Below are 15172 nucleotides of genomic sequence, written 5' to 3' on the forward strand. Positions count from 1 at the left end.
GTGCCCCACCCGGGCGCCCGATCCCATCGGCATGACCTAACGGAGGACCCACGTGGCCAAAAGCTCTGGCCTGAACACGCGTCGCGCTCTGGCGCGTGCCACGGCTGCGGCGCTCACTGCCGCACTGGTGGCGACGGGCGCGAGCAGCGCCGTCGCCGCCGACGGACCGGGAGCCGCCACGGCTCCCCGGCACCAGCTCGACGTCAAGCCCTCGGGCGGCGAGAAGTTCGCAGCCTCCGCCCTGCCCGGCGACGCCCAGATCAACCCGCTGTTCGGTGTGGACGGCAAGGGTGACCTGTGGAGCTACGACCCGGACTTCGAGGGTGGGCTCGACGCCCGCTGGGACTCCGGCTACGGCTGGGACACCGCCCGCGCCATGACGCAGGTCGACCAGGACGCCGACGGGTTCTCCGACGGCCTCTTCCACGTCACGTCCGGCGGTCAGCTCTACTACGGCGAGTGGGGCACCGGCAGCGACGAGCACCTGTTCGTCGGCAACGGCTGGAAGATCTACAACCAGCTCTTCTCGCCCGCCAACGTCGGTGGCGCCGGCGCCGACGACCTGCTCGCCCGGGACAGCTCCGGCGTGCTGTGGCTGTACCTCGGCTACGGCAACGGCAAGCTGACCCAGCGCTACAAGGTGGGCGCCGGCTGGAACGCCTACACCAACATCACCGGCAAGGGCGACCTCACCGGTGACGGCAAGGACGACATCGTCGCCAAGGACAAGTCCGGCGTGCTGTGGCTCTACAAGGGCACCGGCAACTACAAGGCGCCGTTCTCGTCCCGCACCCGCGTCGGCGGTGGCTGGAACACGTACAACAACATCGTCTCCGTCGGTGACATCGACATCGACGGCATCACCGACCTGGTCGCGCGCGACAAGAGCGGTGCGCTGTACCTGTACAAGGGCACCGGCAACGCCGCTTCCCCGTACAAGTCCCGCGTGAAGATCGGCAACGGCGGCTGGAACACGTACCGCCTGCTGTTCTGAGCACCCGGTGCCTCTCCGGAGGCATGAGGGCCTGAGGGCATGAGCGAGGGCCGCACCCCCGACGGGGGTGCGGCCCTCGACTGTTGTGCGCCGCCGCCTACTTGCGGATCAGGCTGCGCAGCACGTACTGCAGGATGCCGCCGTTGCGGTAGTAGTCCGCCTCACCCGGGGTGTCGATGCGGACGACCGCGTCGAACTCGACGCCGGTGTCGGTGGTGACCTTCACCGTGCGCGGGGTGGTGCCGTCGTTCAGCTCGGTGACGCCGGAGACGGAGAAGGTCTCCTCGCCGGTCAGACCGAGGGAGGACGCGGTCTGCCCCTCCGGGAACTGGAGCGGCAGGACGCCCATGCCGATGAGGTTCGAGCGGTGGATGCGCTCGTAGGACTCGGCGATGACGGCCTTGACGCCGAGGAGCGCGGTGCCCTTGGCGGCCCAGTCGCGGGACGAGCCGGAGCCGTACTCCTTGCCGGCCAGGACGACGAGCGGGATGTTCTGCTCGATGTAGTTGCGGGAGGCGTCGTAGATGAACGACACCGGACCGCCGTCCTGGGTGAAGTCGCGGGTGTAGCCGCCCTCGGTGCCCGGCGCGATCTGGTTGCGCAGGCGGATGTTGGCGAAGGTGCCGCGGATCATGATCTCGTGGTTGCCGCGGCGCGAGCCGTAGCTGTTGAAGTCGCGGCGCTCGACGCCGTGCTCCGTCAGGTACTTGCCGGCCGGGGTGTCGGCCTTGATCGCACCGGCCGGGGAGATGTGGTCGGTGGTGACCGAGTCGCCCAGCTTGGCGAGCACACGGGCGCCGGAGATGTCCTCGACCGGGGCCGGCTCCATGCCCATGCCCTCGAAGTACGGGGGCTTGCGCACGTAGGTGGACTCGGTGTCCCACTCGAAGGTGTCACCGGTCGGGACCGGCAGCGCCTGCCACTGGGCGTCGCCCGCGAAGACGTCGCTGTAGGACTTGGAGAACATGTCCTCGCCGATGGCGTTGGCGACGACGTCGTTGACCTCGGCCTCGGAGGGCCAGATGTCCTTGAGGTAGACCGGGTTGCCGTCCTGGTCGGCGCCCAGGGCCTCCTTGGTGATGTCCACCTTCATGGAGCCCGCGAGCGCGTAGGCGACCACCAGCGGCGGGGAGGCCAGGTAGTTCATCTTGACGTCGGGGTTGATCCGGCCCTCGAAGTTGCGGTTGCCGGAGAGCACCGAGGTGACGGCGAGGTCGTGCTCGTTGACGGCCTGGGAGACCTCCTCCGGCAGCGGGCCGGAGTTGCCGATGCAGGTGGTGCAGCCGTAGCCGACGAGGTTGAAGCCGACCTTGTCGAGGTAGGGGGTCAGGCCCGCCTTCTCGAAGTAGTCGGTGACGACCTTGGAGCCCGGGGCGAGGGTGGTCTTGACCCACGGCTTGCGGGTCAGGCCCTTCTCGACCGCCTTCTTGGCCACCAGGGCGGCGGCGACCATGACGTACGGGTTGGAGGTGTTGGTGCAGGAGGTGATGGCCGCGACCGTCACCGCGCCGTGGTCCAGCTCGTAGGTCGTGCCGTCGGGGGCGGTGACCGGGACCGGGTTGGACGGCACGCCGTCGCTGACGGCGGGGGCGTCGGAGGCCGGGAAGGACTCCTGGCCCGCCTCGTCCACGCTGTCGACGTAGTTGCGCACGTCCTGCTTGAACTGCTCGGCGGCGTTCGCGAGGACGATGCGGTCCTGCGGGCGCTTCGGGCCGGCGATGGAGGGCACGACCGTGGAGAGGTCGAGCTCCAGCTTCTCGGAGAAGTCCGGCTCGGCCTTCGGGTCCAGCCAGAGGCCCTGCTCCTTGGCGTACGCCTCGACCAGGGCGACCTGCTGCTCGCTGCGGCCGGTCAGGCGCATGTAGCTCAGCGTCTCGCCGTCCACCGGGAAGATCGCGGCGGTGGAGCCGAACTCCGGCGACATGTTGCCGATGGTGGCGCGGTTGGCGAGGCTCGTGGCCGCCACACCCTCGCCGTAGAACTCGACGAACTTGCCGACGACGCCGTGCTTGCGCAGCATCTCGGTGATGGTCAGCACCAGGTCCGTGGCGGTGGTGCCGGCGGTGAGCTCGCCGGTCAGCTTGAAGCCGACGACGCGCGGGATGAGCATGGAGACCGGCTGGCCGAGCATCGCGGCCTCGGCCTCGATGCCACCGACGCCCCAGCCGAGGACGCCCAGGCCGTTGACCATGGTGGTGTGCGAGTCGGTGCCGACCAGGGTGTCGGGGTAGGCCTTGCCGTCGCGGGTCATGACGACGCGGGCCAGGTGCTCGATGTTCACCTGGTGGACGATGCCGGTGCCCGGCGGGACGACCTTGAAGTCGTCGAAGGCGGTCTGGCCCCAGCGCAGGAACTGGTAGCGCTCCTTGTTGCGGCCGTACTCCAGGTCGACGTTCTGCTTGAAGGCGTCGTTGGTGCCGAACTTGTCGGCGATGACGGAGTGGTCGATGACCATCTCGGCCGGGGAGAGCGGGTTGATCTTGTTCGCGTCGCCGCCCAGCTCCTTGACGGCCTCACGCATGGTGGCGAGGTCGACGACACAGGGCACGCCGGTGAAGTCCTGCATGATCACGCGGGCCGGCGTGAACTGGATCTCCTGCGACGGCTGGGCCTGGGAGTCCCAGCCGCCGAGGGCGCGGATGTGGTCGGCGGTGATGTTCGCGCCGTCCTCGGTGCGGAGCAGGTTCTCCAGCAGCACCTTCAGGCTGTAGGGAAGGCGCGCGGAGCCCTCGACCTTGTCCAGCCGGAAGATCTCGTACGACTCGTCGCCCACCTGCAGCGTGCTGCGGGCGTCGAAGCTGTTCGCCGACACGACAGTCTCCTTCATTCATGTGCGCGTACCACCGCATCCTGCCGCCACGGTCCCCGGCCGATCCGCTAAGGTAAGGCTAAGTTAGGTAACCCTTACCGCCAGACCGACTGGCGGCGCGCGACTGCGGTACGCCTCGGCAGATATCTCGATGTCGAGATAACTCTAGTACATGGGGGCGGCCCGGTCATGTCCGGGCGCAGTGTGGCGTACGCCCCACCCCGGGTGACCCGCGCGGCCATCACTACGCCGAACGGGGGTATCCGATGCGTGCCGGACCGACCCGGCACGAATCGGAAGGGGGCACGATGCCACTCACGTTCCGCAAGAGTTTCCGGATCCTCCCCGGAGTGCGCCTGAACATCAACAAGCGCTCCTGGTCCATCACGACCGGGGGCAAGAACGGCCCGCGCCACACGCGCAGCAGCACCGGACGTCGTACGACATCGATGGATTTGCCGGGACCTTTCGGATGGCACCGCACCACGACGAGCAAGCGCCGCTGAGCCCTCACCTGCGGTTCCTTGACGTCGCGTCACCCGAACGGACCCCCCGAGAGGCGCCATCTCATATCTGAGATAGCCTCAACCTCATGGCAGACGACTACCTCGTACGCATCGGCAGGCTCATCCGTGACGCCCGGCAGCACCGCGGCTGGACGCAGTCACAGCTCGCGGAGGCGCTCAACACCAGTCAGAGCGCCGTCAACCGCATCGAGCGCGGCAACCAGAACATCAGCCTTGAGATGATCGCCCGTATCGGCGAGGCGCTGGACAGCGAGATCGTCTCCCTGGGCTACGCCGGTCCGATGCACCTGCGCGTGGTCGGAGGCCGGCGCCTCTCGGGCGCCATCGACGTCAAGACGAGCAAGAACGCCTGCGTGGCCCTGTTGTGCGCCTCGCTGCTCAACAAGGGGCGCACGGTGCTGCGCCGGGTCGCCCGCATCGAGGAGGTCTACCGCCTCCTGGAGGTGCTCAACTCCATCGGCGTGCGCACCCGGTGGGTCAACGAGGGCACCGACCTGGAGATCGTGCCGCCGGCCGAGCTGGACATGGAGGCCATCGACGCCGAGGCCGCCGTCCGCACCCGCTCCATCATCATGTTCCTGGGCCCGCTGCTGCACCGCATGGACCGCTTCCGGCTGCCCTACGCCGGCGGCTGCGACCTCGGCACCCGCACCATCGAGCCGCACATGATCGCGCTGCGCCGCTTCGGCCTGGACGTCGCCGCGACCGAGGGCCACTACCACGCGGTGGTCGACCGCTCCGTCCGCCCGGGCCGCCCGATCGTGCTGACCGAGCGGGGTGACACGGTCACGGAGAACGCGCTGCTGGCCGCCGCCCGCCACGACGGCGTGACGATCATCCGCAACGCCTCCTCCAACTACATGGTCCAGGACCTCTGCTTCTTCCTGGAGGCCCTGGGCGTCCGCGTCGAGGGCATCGGCACCACCACCCTCACCGTGCACGGCATGCCGGTCATCGACGCCGACGTGGACTACTCCCCCTCCGAGGACCCGGTCGAGGCGATGAGCCTGCTCGCCGCCGCCGTGGTCACGGAGTCGGAGCTGACGGTCCGCCGCGTCCCGATCGAGTTCCTGGAGATCGAGCTTGCGGTCCTGGAGGAGATGGGCCTCGACCACGACCGCACGCCGGAGTACTTCGCCGACAACGGCCGCACCCGCCTGGTGGACCTCACCGTCCGCCCCTCCAAGCTCGAAGCCCCGATCGACAAGATCCACCCCATGCCCTTCCCGGGCCTGAACATCGACAACGTCCCCTTCTTCGCGGCCATCGCGGCCTCGGCGCAGGGCCAGACCCTCATCCACGACTGGGTCTACGACAACCGCGCGATCTACCTCACCGACCTCAACCGCCTCGGCGGCCGCCTCCAGCTCCTCGACCCGCACCGCGTCCTGGTCGAGGGCCCCACCCGCTGGCGCGCCGCCGAGATGATGTGCCCGCCCGCCCTGCGCCCCGCCGTGGTCGTCCTGCTGGCGATGATGGCCGCCGAGGGCACGTCGGTACTGCGCAACGTGTACGTCATCAACCGGGGGTACGAGGACCTGGCGGAGCGGCTGAACTCGATCGGGGCGCAGATCGAGATCTTCCGGGATATTTGAAGGCGCTGAGGAAGAGCAGCGCGACCCCCTCCTGACCTGCACGAATGCGGGCAGGAGGGGAACCGCGTTGCCCCGTGGGATTCTCTGGGACGTGCCCGCCTCGTGTTCGGGCGTCGAGAACGGTCTCACCGGGGGTCGGGTGATACAGCCACACGCCAACGTGAGTGAGCCGGGGCTCCGAGCGCCTCGTCGAGGGCCCCGAGTGTCGAGTCCGGCCGGATCCGAAATCCCGTCCCGCAAGTCGCCGAACAAGGGCTCGCTGTCGCGCAGATGCTGTGCCCCGCGAGCTTCGCAGCCACGGAACACAGCAGTCGCTCACCTTCGCCCGGGGGACATGGCCCCGTCGGGCAGCAGCCGGCTCACGAGGTCCGCCGCGAACGTCACGCAGGTTCTACACCGGCAGGATGGTGAGGGAGACCACTCCGGAGGCGGACGTCACTCCGGACCCGACGCAGTCGAGAACGTTGGGAGTGGCGATGGTCGTGACTTGGACGACCTTTTTACCCGCGTACAGTCCTGAGGTGACGGTCCCGGTGTCAGTTACCACGATCTGTCCGCCACTGATGACTTTCACGTTGGAGGTGGTCAGTTCCGATGTCTGCCCGGTGTTCCATTCGACGAGACCGACGTTCGAGGAGAAGGGGTCGTTCAGCAGGCAACTGTTCACGATCGAGGCTGTCACGGTCTGCGTCCCTGTTGACACCGTTCCGCCGACGCATGTGCTGTAGGTGACCCGCGCGGTGAAGGTCACGGTACGGGGCGTGAGCAGCAGACCTGGGTCATAGGACTGGGTGACTGCGCCAAGGCAGGTCAGAAGGGGTGTGTCGGCCGACGCGGCGGAGGCCGGCACCAGAGGCGTAAGGGGCAGGACGGCGGCGGCTACAGCCGCCGCGGCGGCGATGATCCGTGTGCGCCTGAAGATCATGACTCTGTCCTGCCGGTCATGGACGGCACGCCCGCGCTGCCGAGACGCACCTATGCCCGATGTGATCGTCCTGGTGGGTAGTCACGTTCCCACTGCTGAACACCTCTGACAAGGGGCGTGGCCAAGACCCTTTCGAATTCCGGAGGATCGGGGCGCGCGCCGCTGGGCGAGGGCGCGTTCCTCCTTTCCGTGACCAGAAGCGAGACGGCTGAGGAACGTGGACTTCCGGATCCCGCCAGTGCTTTGACGCGACCGGCAAGGAGTCGCCGCGGCTGCCGGAGGAAGACCGCGGTTACCTGGCCGTCGATCACGCTCTGGCTCTCCCGAAGAGTTCAGAGCTGCCCGTGCTGCTGCCGGCGGGACAGCAAGAGGCTTCGGCACTCCGGGGCGACCCGGCGGACGACGCGAAGAACACCGTGCCAGTGACTCACCCTTCCTGGGCCTGCCGCAGGACGGCGCGGGCTCCATGTCCGCTGCCGCGATACTTCCGCAGCGTGATCCCGGGGCCTGAGTGCCCGGCCAGCGGGCCAGGGCGTCGACCGATGCGCCGGCCTCCAGTTCCTCGGAGGCGTAGGGGTGGCGCAGGGCATGGAAGCCGTGCTCTCGGGACGGCTCCCGCAGGCGAGCACCGACCATGCCGGCCTCGTCCAGCGTCCTGCCCTCGCCAGAGCGGGCTTCCACACGTAGGAGCTTGTCTGCCGTGGGCGCATGCTTCGCCATGTCAGTCGGCGGGGCGTTCCGGCGTGCCATCGGCGTGAGGCTCAGGCGCTTGATCGGCCGCCGAGACCGATGGCGACACGCCGGATGTCAGGAACAGCGCGGGACTACCAGTCCGTCGTGCCGCTCGGCGAGTTCCCGGTCGCCGGCGTCGAGCCCGTCGACCTCCGCCTGGCGGGTCTCGTACTCCTCCTGGGCGGGTTCAGCGCGCACGCATCATCCACAGCCCGAAGGAGTGCTGTACACACGCGAGGAGGGACACTTTGGTGCGGCAGCCCGGGGGCGGGACTGTCGTTCTGCAGATGGACTCGCAGTAAATCTCTGGTTCGTTCGTTCCTCGAGTAGGAGTGCAATCGTGCGTATACGTAGCGCTGCGCCGACGACCGTCGCAGCTCTTGCTGTCCTCGCTGCCGCCGCACCGGCTCAGGCCGATCCCCTTCCGCAGAACCCCAGCGTGGTCTGCGCGAGTGCGGCCAACCAGATCGACGTGAACTTCGCCAACGGAGAGGCGATGGTGAACTCCACCGTTTGGCACGACTGCGTTTCGGTGACCCTCCCAGCCATCGTCCGCGGTGTCGTCGAGCCCTCCGAGGCCCATGCCTCAGGCGCCCCCACGAACGCCGCCATCACCGCCCCGTCCTGGAAGATCGGCTGGTATAACGCAGCCAGCCAGAAAATTGCCGAATCGGCCGGCACCCTGAACTTCACCTACGTCGGTCCGCTGGCCAATGCGATGGTCGCCGTAATCGCCGACAGTGGCCTCAACCAGATCGGTGCAGGCACCGCCTCACGGGTCTGCCCCACTGCAGATCAGTGCACATTCGACAACATGCAGATCTTCGTCAGGGTGTGACGAGGGCCATCCCGCCCGGTGTCGTCGGCCTGCGGGGACGGGGGCGGCAGCTGTCATCACGCCACGCGGCGACGCGGGCGACAGGGTCAACGCCGGAGCCACTCGAGGAGTTCGTCGTGACGTATCTGGTAGGCGGTGCCGGCTGATCGCAGCAGACCGCGTTCGTGGCACCAGCGGAGGAATGCGGTCAGGCGCCACGGCAGCCTTCCGTGCATGGCCAGGAGCAGCCCGAGGTACTGGCGACCGGTGACTGCGACGAATCCGGGCCCGGCTGCCACCCCGCAGGCCAGGGCCGTGAGGACAGCGAGGGGCCAGGGAACCCGCAACCACTCGACGCACAGCGTCCCGTAGAGCGTGAGTATCACGACGACGAGACCGGACACCGCTCCTGCCATCACGTCATTGCGCAGGGGAGCCAGCGGCGTGGGCACCCCGGGCGGATCCGGGTCCGGTTCTCCGCCGTTGTTGCGCCGAGCGGCACGCAGCCCTGCGGGCACTCCCGCGGCCAGTCCGATCGCTCCGGCACCGCATCCCGCGATGAGCCCGACGAAATCGCCGAGCCGGCCGACGAGGAATCCCGCCCCCACCGTCACCGACAGGGCAGTCGGGATACTGACGGCCATCAGCTGAGGGCGGTCGATGTCCGCCCGCACCGACAGTGCCAGGCCGAAGCCGAAGACGGCGGCGGAACCGGTGCCTGCGGCCAACGCGAAGCCCGGGCCGAACACAGGCGTCAGGGGCAGCATCACGACACCGCCCAGTGTGGCGCCCAGAAATATCCGGCTCCAGCCGAGTCTGCTGCCCAGCCGCTGGAACAGGATGCGACGGGGTTCGACGTACCGTGCGCGTGCGTTCCAGGCCGACAGCAGTGGCGCAGGGGTCAGTAGTGCGAGCAGCACGGCGCCGGGCATGGGCAGGGCGTGGTTGTGGTGGAGGCAGACCGCCAGGGAAAGCAGGGCGGGGAGCCAGCAGGCGAGGGTGATCGCCGCGGCGGCGTAGCGTGCGCTGCGGGCTCCCGCGACCGGCCACAGCGTGTGGATGGCCAGGTCTCGGGTCGGCACGGCGGCGCCGCTGCCGTCGGCCGGTGTCGTCTGGTCGCCACTGAGGCTCGCGGTGAGCAGCCGTAACCACCGAGTCACGGATTCGGCCTGGTACCTTCGGCGCCGGTCGGCCGGATCCGGCTCGCACAAGGACGGGATGAGCTCATCCAACAAGGTGGCGCGCAACTCTTCCGGCGCCCGGCCACCTGAGGCCGGCACCCCGATGAACGTGAGGAGTCTCGCGGCTCCGGCTTCCGTCTGCGAGGCCAGTGACGCCAGTGTGAGCATCCAGGGTGAGGACAGCACCGCTCCCATGGCCGTCCCCGTTGTGCAGAGATCGTTCTCCAACTCGGCGAGCCGGGCCCTGTCCACCGACCGCTCGACCAGGAACCGCCAGCCGTCGACGGGACGGACCCTCTCGATCCGCACCGTCGCACAGTCCAGCAGACGCTGACCGGCGCGGCTGAGCCCGGCATACTCGTCCGAACGGCAGGTCAGCGCCAATGGCCCGGCGAACCGGTTGAGCTCTTCGAGCGCGGCGACGGCCCTGGGCCGCGCTCCGTCCGCGGGGTCCATCTCGTCGAGGCCGTCCAAGACCGGCATGACGCGGCCTGAGGCCAACAAGTCCCGTGCCCTGGTCTCGGAACCGCCCAGGTACTCCTGACTCAGGCGAGCGCTGAACCAGTCTGCGAACATCACGCTGGTGTCCCACCCCGACAGGTCGACCGGGACCGGCACCGGACCGTTGTAGTGCTTGCGGGCGAGCGACCGATGAACGAGTTCGTAAGCCAGGAGCGTCTTGCCCGACCCGGGACCGCCCGTAATGACCAGGCGTTGCGGCCGGAGAGCGTCCAGGTAACGGGCGATGCCGGCGAAATCACCGCGCGGCCACGCCCTGTCCGCGTCCCTGCCGCCCTGCGGCAAGGTGACGAAGGTGACGTTGATGGCCTTGTCGTCGTTGCCCAGCAGTTGCCGACGGCGTCGTCCCACCTCCCTGCGAACGGTCTCGCGCAGCCTTCGGACGGCGGCTTCCCGGCCGTCTCCCGCCGTCCGCGTGCCACGGAACCAGTCCATGCTCCACCCCGCCAGAAGGCCGGAGAGAGCCGACCCGACCGGCCAAGTGACGCCCGGCGAGGGCGGGGAGAGCGCCAAGAGCGCCAGGGTTGTCGTCGTCCCTGCCGCCGCGGGCGCCAGCAGCTTCCTCAGACGGTGCCGCGAGGAGGGCGGAGGTATGGCGACCGGCGTGCAGTCCGGCTCGTCGTCTGGATCCGGAGGCGCTCCGTCGATCTCCTCGGTGACGAAGTGCACTCCGTGGGCGTGCAGAGTCTGCTCGAATCCCGGCAGTTCGGCCAGGACGCTGACGGGTACGGCCTCCAGCACGCCGGGAGCCAACCTCGTCTCCGTGGTCACGACCGCGACCAGGTGCGGTCCGCACAGCAGCCCGGCACCCGAACCGCCGCTCCAGCCCGAACGGCTCGGCGTGATGCCCTCGTCGACGTGCACCGTCGTCATCCGCGATTTCATGCCGTGCAACGGGTCCACATGCCCGCGTATGGGCATGGTGTCCCGTACGTGGTCGGAACGTCTCACCGCGTCGGGAAAACCCAGTCCGAGGCAGGGCAGTCGGTGCTTGCCCACCACCCGTCCGAAACGCACCGGGGGAGTCACCGGCGGTCGCCAGTGCGGCCCGATGATCCGCAGCAGCGCCCCGTCCGCGTCCGGCAGCACCTCCGAAGCCGCTGCTTCCGGCAGCCACACCAGTTCGGCGGCTGTCCAGTCCGTGCCACCCTCGGGGTCCAGTTGGCGGACCTCCACACCGCCGTGCAAGGGAACGTCGACCACGACGTGGTGCGCGGTGAGCACCAAGCGGTCACCGATCAGGTACCCGCTGCCCGCCCTCTTCGAGGCCGGGTTCCAGATCTCCATGACCCGTGTCTGGTCCATCCCCCGTCCCGCCCCTCACCAGACGAGCTGCTCCCCACTCGGACCGTGCGCGCTACTTCGGACGCTGTGGAGAGTCGGCGGAGATCTTCAGATCGTTGTCGTCGCCGTCGACCGGCTGCAGGGTGAGCTTGACACGGTGGACCCGACTCGCACTTGCGGCACCCTGGGCCTCAACCGTCCACGGAAGAACGAATACCCTGGTCCTGACCCCGCTGTCCTTCTTGACCTCCACCGTGAACTCGAGTTCAACCGGCCCGGTCCTGAATTTCAGCGGCTCCCCCTCTCCCGTTTCCATGGCGCTCTGCAGCTCGGCGCGAATCGCGCTGATGGTCTCCCCCAGCTCGGCCCACGGTTCCTGCGGCACGTCGATACCCCCTCGGTTCGAACCGTATCGGGTCCCGATCTCCCCTGGAGCCACAACCAGCAAACACCGGTCTTCCCCTGGGCGGCGCAGGACCGCGCCCCGGTGCGTCCATGTCCGGTTTTCGTCCCCCACGCACACCTGTCTGGCGCAACGAGGTTGCGTTAACCTGCCGCTGTCGATTTCTGCTTGTTGACTCTTCGTCATCACGGGGGCGTGCATGGCTCACTATTCGGGGCCCACCTGGCCTGGAGCAGCCGGAGAATACGGCTTGGCCCAAGGACCGCGTATGCCCGGGGCCAGTCGACGGATCACGGCCTGGCTGATCGATTTCGCCCTCGTGGTCGCGGTGGCCGTGCTTCTCGGCTCCTTCACCTTCCATCGCATCAGCGCGATGATCACCGACACCACCGAGCTGATCGGCAGCAGCGCATGGGAGGTGCTCACCTCGGGTGGCCACCCTCTTGATGCCACCGAGCGGGTGTGGGACCACGTCTGGGGCTCCGCGGTGAGTGCCGTCCAACAGGCGTTCGTCGCGTTGGTACTCATCACCTTCGCCTACCATTTCGCGGCGCTCGTTCTGACCAACCGCACCCTGGGCAAGCTGCTGACCGGCCTGCGCGTCTCCCCCACCGGGCCGGGTGCCCTCGGTGCTCGCCGGGCCGCGATCCGAGCCGGTGTCAGCACGCTCGCCGACGTCGGCTGCTTCGCGGTGGCCTGCTGCGTGCTGGTCAGCGGCTCAGTGGTGCTGTCGGTGCTGTGCTGGACGGTCGCGGTGGCCGTCTTCTGGGCCAATGGTGCCCCCGCCCTCCGGGGCCGCAGGCTCTCCCTCGCCGACCGCATGGCCGGTACCACCGTCGGCAACATCACGGTGCCCCAGCCCGATTGGGGCGCCGCACGGCAGGGCATCGGCCAGACGATGGACCTGGGACTCACCAGGGCCCGTGACACCCGGGCAGCCTGGAAGAACGCGGTCCAGAACACTCGGGACGGCAGGGAGAGGGTCGCCGGACACGAGACCCTACGGCGAGTCGTCGACTCCGACCTGAACCGGGCTGCTGTGCGCAAGAGCCGGGTTGCGTTCGACCGTGCCAAGGCCGCCGCCACCCGCAGGCGCCGCGACGACGCGCCCCCGCCTCCGCCTCACCCCCCTCTCACCGGCTTCGCCCACCCCGAAGCCCCCGTCCCGTACTTTCCCCCGCCTCCCCCGGTGGCGCCTCGGCCACCGATCCGCCAGGAGGATTGACGAGGCCGGTGGCGGCCTGCACGAAGCGGTTATGCCGCGCTGCGGGCGGACGGGCCTTCCATGCCCGCCCCCGACGGCCTCGGCACCGTGCGCGTCGAGGCCACCGCCGTGCCCGCTCACGGCGCTCGCCATTACGGCCCACGTGGCCGGTGGCCAGTCGCCCGTCCGCGGTGTGTAGGCATGACCGCCGGGGGTAACCGACCACAAGCCGCCGTATCCGCGCTCCAGAGCGCCTGCGGCCCTCGAGTCGGAGCAGCACCCATGCCTCACATAGACACTGAACCTCTCACGGAGCGTTGCGGACACATATACCGGCAGAGGCACCATGCACTGTTCGGAATGAGCCCCGGCAACAGCTACTTTTCTCGCTCCAAAATACGCCAGATATTACAGTGGGCGTTTGATGAATTCGACTCCGTGCATGCTTACCTGCCGGAGCAGGGAACCTACTTCACCTTTCGCGCCATCGGCTACGGTGAGACCGATGCCCATCGAAAGGCGCGAAAGGAGGTGAGGGCTCTCAGAAACCGGATCAGGCACGCCCTGGACGACCTGGGAGTTCACGAGGCAGACAGCTATATCGTCGACCTCGGCACGCTGCAAGAAAACGCGCAGTACGCGCACCTCCGCACCCGCACCCATGAGGCCTTCCGCAACGATCAGAAATTCCGCGAAGCCTGTCTGCAGAACGCCCGTGACTTTCTGGCCGGTCGGGAACTGCGTGGCAGCACGTCAGACCGTGCACGTCAGTGCATGGCCGCGCGCTACCTACTGACGAAACTACCGACGTACATCGACACCCCATCCCTTGTCGGCGCCCCTTCCTCCGTACGCTGCTACCACCGACCGACCGATTTTGACCGTGCCTTCTTCAACCGGTCCTTTTCGTTACGGCCAACAGGGAATCAGGGATTTGTCCGCGTATACGCTCAGTGACTGAGGCGTTGTCAGACGATGACGAGGGCGGAGTTGAAGGAGTAGCCGGTGATGCCGCCGCTGAGGCAGGCGGTGAGGTTCAGTGAGGCGCCGACGAGCGTCTCGACGGCGTTGCGGCCGGCGAAGCGTCCACTGGTGATGACTCCGGTCTCCGTGACCGTGGTGACGCCGTTGGCGGAGGTGACCTGGGAGCTGTACTGGAACACACTCTGCTGTCCGTTGCCCCAGTGCAGTGTCACTGAGCCCGGACCGCCGTTGAGCAGGTTCAGGCAGGACAGGCCGGGTGCGACGAAGTGTTCGTCGTGCCGCACCGTCTCCAGCAGGGGCAGCACACAGGTGTCGCTGGTGTGTATCTCCACGTCGATGTCCGCGGGCGTGTAGGTGACCCCTGGGTCGTGCTGAGCGGTGGTGACACCGGTGCACGTGGCCAGAGGGGGGTCGTCCGCCTGAGCGGTGCCCCCCGTCACGGCCAGGCTGAGGCCCGTGACGAGCAGCGTCGCGCCGGCTGTTGTGAAGCGTCTGAGGAATCCGTACATCGCAGCCTCCCTGCGAGAGATGTCTGGGTTCTCGTCACCCGGGTCCGAGCGCTCAGAGGATGGCGAGGGTGGACAGTCCGCTGACGTGCGTGAGACCGGTCGAGGTCAGGCACGGAAGCGGATTGGTCAGGTCCGGGATGATCTCCGTGGTCACGTTCACCAGCGAACCGGCGTAGCGGCCCGACGTCACCGTGCCCAGCGAGACGTAGACCTGGGTGGCCCCGGCGACGTCGATCTCGGTGCCCGTGACCTGAACAGTGGAATGCTGTCCGTTGCTCCAGGTCAGGGTCGCCGTGGCGGTGCTAGGAAAGGCGAGGCAGGTGGCGCCCGGCACCGCTCCGCCTTCGCTGTAGGTCACCCCGCTCACTCCGTCGTTGAGGGGGCACGAGGCGTACGTCCCATTGGCCTGGTAGACGACGTTCCGAGGTTGGGTGAGGTGGAGGCCGGGGCTGTAGTCGGTGACCTGCTGTCCGACGCAGGTCACCAGGGCAGCCGCAGCGGTGTCCGATGCGGCTGCCGGCGTCGCGCCGAGCGGGACGGTCATGCACAGCGCGGCGGGCGCTGCGGTTGCGCACACCGCGAGGAGCTTGCGCAGTATTCGTTCGGGACGGTTGCCCATTGCTGCTCCGTTTCGTGAACTGCCGGCCCTGCTGGATGTGCCGCCCCCGGCCGCGGGCCGGCCGGCCGCC

13 protein-coding genes are annotated in these 15172 nt (G+C 68.4%); 6 read left to right on the top strand and 7 right to left on the bottom strand.

Annotated elements, in window-relative coordinates; translation table 11 throughout:
- The first annotated feature begins 52 nt into the window (after positions 1 to 52).
- Positions 53 to 994, top strand: a complete 942-nt coding sequence (locus EV562_RS10030) for a VCBS repeat-containing protein (protein WP_133886363.1) — start codon at positions 53 to 55, stop codon at positions 992 to 994.
- A 97-nt stretch (positions 995 to 1091) separates the two neighbouring features.
- On the opposite strand, the gene acnA is transcribed toward EV562_RS10030, so the two are convergent.
- On the bottom strand, positions 1092 to 3806 hold the full coding sequence (gene acnA, locus EV562_RS10035; protein WP_133886364.1) for an aconitate hydratase AcnA: 2715 nt from the start codon (positions 3804 to 3806) through the stop codon (positions 1092 to 1094).
- A gap of 305 nt (positions 3807 to 4111) precedes the next feature.
- On the opposite strand from acnA, the gene EV562_RS10040 reads away from it, so the two are divergent.
- Together EV562_RS10040 and EV562_RS10045 are read left to right on the top strand one after the other, a co-directional pair.
- Positions 4112 to 4309, top strand: coding sequence for a DUF4236 domain-containing protein (locus EV562_RS10040; protein ID WP_133886365.1), 198 nt, complete (start codon positions 4112 to 4114; stop codon positions 4307 to 4309).
- Between the two features lie 86 nt (positions 4310 to 4395).
- On the top strand, positions 4396 to 5925 hold the full coding sequence (locus EV562_RS10045) for a UDP-N-acetylglucosamine 1-carboxyvinyltransferase (RefSeq protein ID WP_133886366.1): 1530 nt from the start codon (positions 4396 to 4398) through the stop codon (positions 5923 to 5925).
- Positions 5926 to 6316: 391 nt separating this feature from the next.
- On the opposite strand, the gene EV562_RS10050 is transcribed toward EV562_RS10045, so the two are convergent.
- Entirely contained in the window at positions 6317 to 6850 is a 534-nt protein-coding gene (locus tag EV562_RS10050; RefSeq protein WP_133886367.1) for a hypothetical protein, read from the bottom strand.
- Positions 6851 to 7657: 807 nt separating this feature from the next.
- Positions 7658 to 7780, bottom strand: coding sequence for a hypothetical protein (locus tag EV562_RS35865; RefSeq protein WP_279588480.1), 123 nt, complete (start codon positions 7778 to 7780; stop codon positions 7658 to 7660).
- A gap of 142 nt (positions 7781 to 7922) precedes the next feature.
- Here EV562_RS35865 and EV562_RS10060 point away from each other — a divergent pair, with 142 nt between their 5' ends.
- The gene (locus EV562_RS10060; protein WP_133886368.1) at positions 7923 to 8420 is read left to right on the top strand and encodes a hypothetical protein; all 498 of its coding nucleotides are present in this window, start codon (positions 7923 to 7925) and stop codon (positions 8418 to 8420) included.
- 86 nt (positions 8421 to 8506) lie between these two features.
- On the opposite strand, the gene EV562_RS10065 is transcribed toward EV562_RS10060, so the two are convergent.
- Positions 8507 to 10963, bottom strand: coding sequence for a hypothetical protein (locus EV562_RS10065; protein WP_133886369.1), 2457 nt, complete (start codon positions 10961 to 10963; stop codon positions 8507 to 8509).
- A 493-nt stretch (positions 10964 to 11456) separates the two neighbouring features.
- The gene (locus EV562_RS10070; RefSeq protein WP_166661697.1) at positions 11457 to 11768 is read right to left on the bottom strand and encodes a trypco2 family protein; all 312 of its coding nucleotides are present in this window, start codon (positions 11766 to 11768) and stop codon (positions 11457 to 11459) included.
- Between the two features lie 286 nt (positions 11769 to 12054).
- On the opposite strand from EV562_RS10070, the gene EV562_RS35500 reads away from it, so the two are divergent.
- Positions 12055 to 13011 carry an RDD family protein gene (locus tag EV562_RS35500; RefSeq protein ID WP_243860016.1) on the top strand — a complete coding sequence of 319 codons (957 nt, stop codon included), beginning with the start codon at positions 12055 to 12057 and terminating at the stop codon, positions 13009 to 13011.
- Positions 13012 to 13272: 261 nt separating this feature from the next.
- Positions 13273 to 13947: a tRNA-dependent cyclodipeptide synthase gene (locus tag EV562_RS10080; protein WP_166661698.1), complete on the top strand. Its 675-nt coding sequence runs from the start codon at positions 13273 to 13275 to the stop codon at positions 13945 to 13947.
- An 11-nt stretch (positions 13948 to 13958) separates the two neighbouring features.
- On the opposite strand, the gene EV562_RS10085 is transcribed toward EV562_RS10080, so the two are convergent.
- Positions 13959 to 14483 carry a hypothetical protein gene (locus tag EV562_RS10085; protein ID WP_133886371.1) on the bottom strand — a complete coding sequence of 175 codons (525 nt, stop codon included), beginning with the start codon at positions 14481 to 14483 and terminating at the stop codon, positions 13959 to 13961.
- A 52-nt stretch (positions 14484 to 14535) separates the two neighbouring features.
- Positions 14536 to 15102: a hypothetical protein gene (locus EV562_RS10090; protein ID WP_133886372.1), complete on the bottom strand. Its 567-nt coding sequence runs from the start codon at positions 15100 to 15102 to the stop codon at positions 14536 to 14538.
- Between the last annotated feature and the right edge of the window lie 70 nt (positions 15103 to 15172).

Origin of the sequence: Streptomyces sp. BK208 (assembly GCF_004364245.1) — a bacterium.
Classification (GTDB): domain Bacteria; phylum Actinomycetota; class Actinomycetes; order Streptomycetales; family Streptomycetaceae; genus Streptomyces.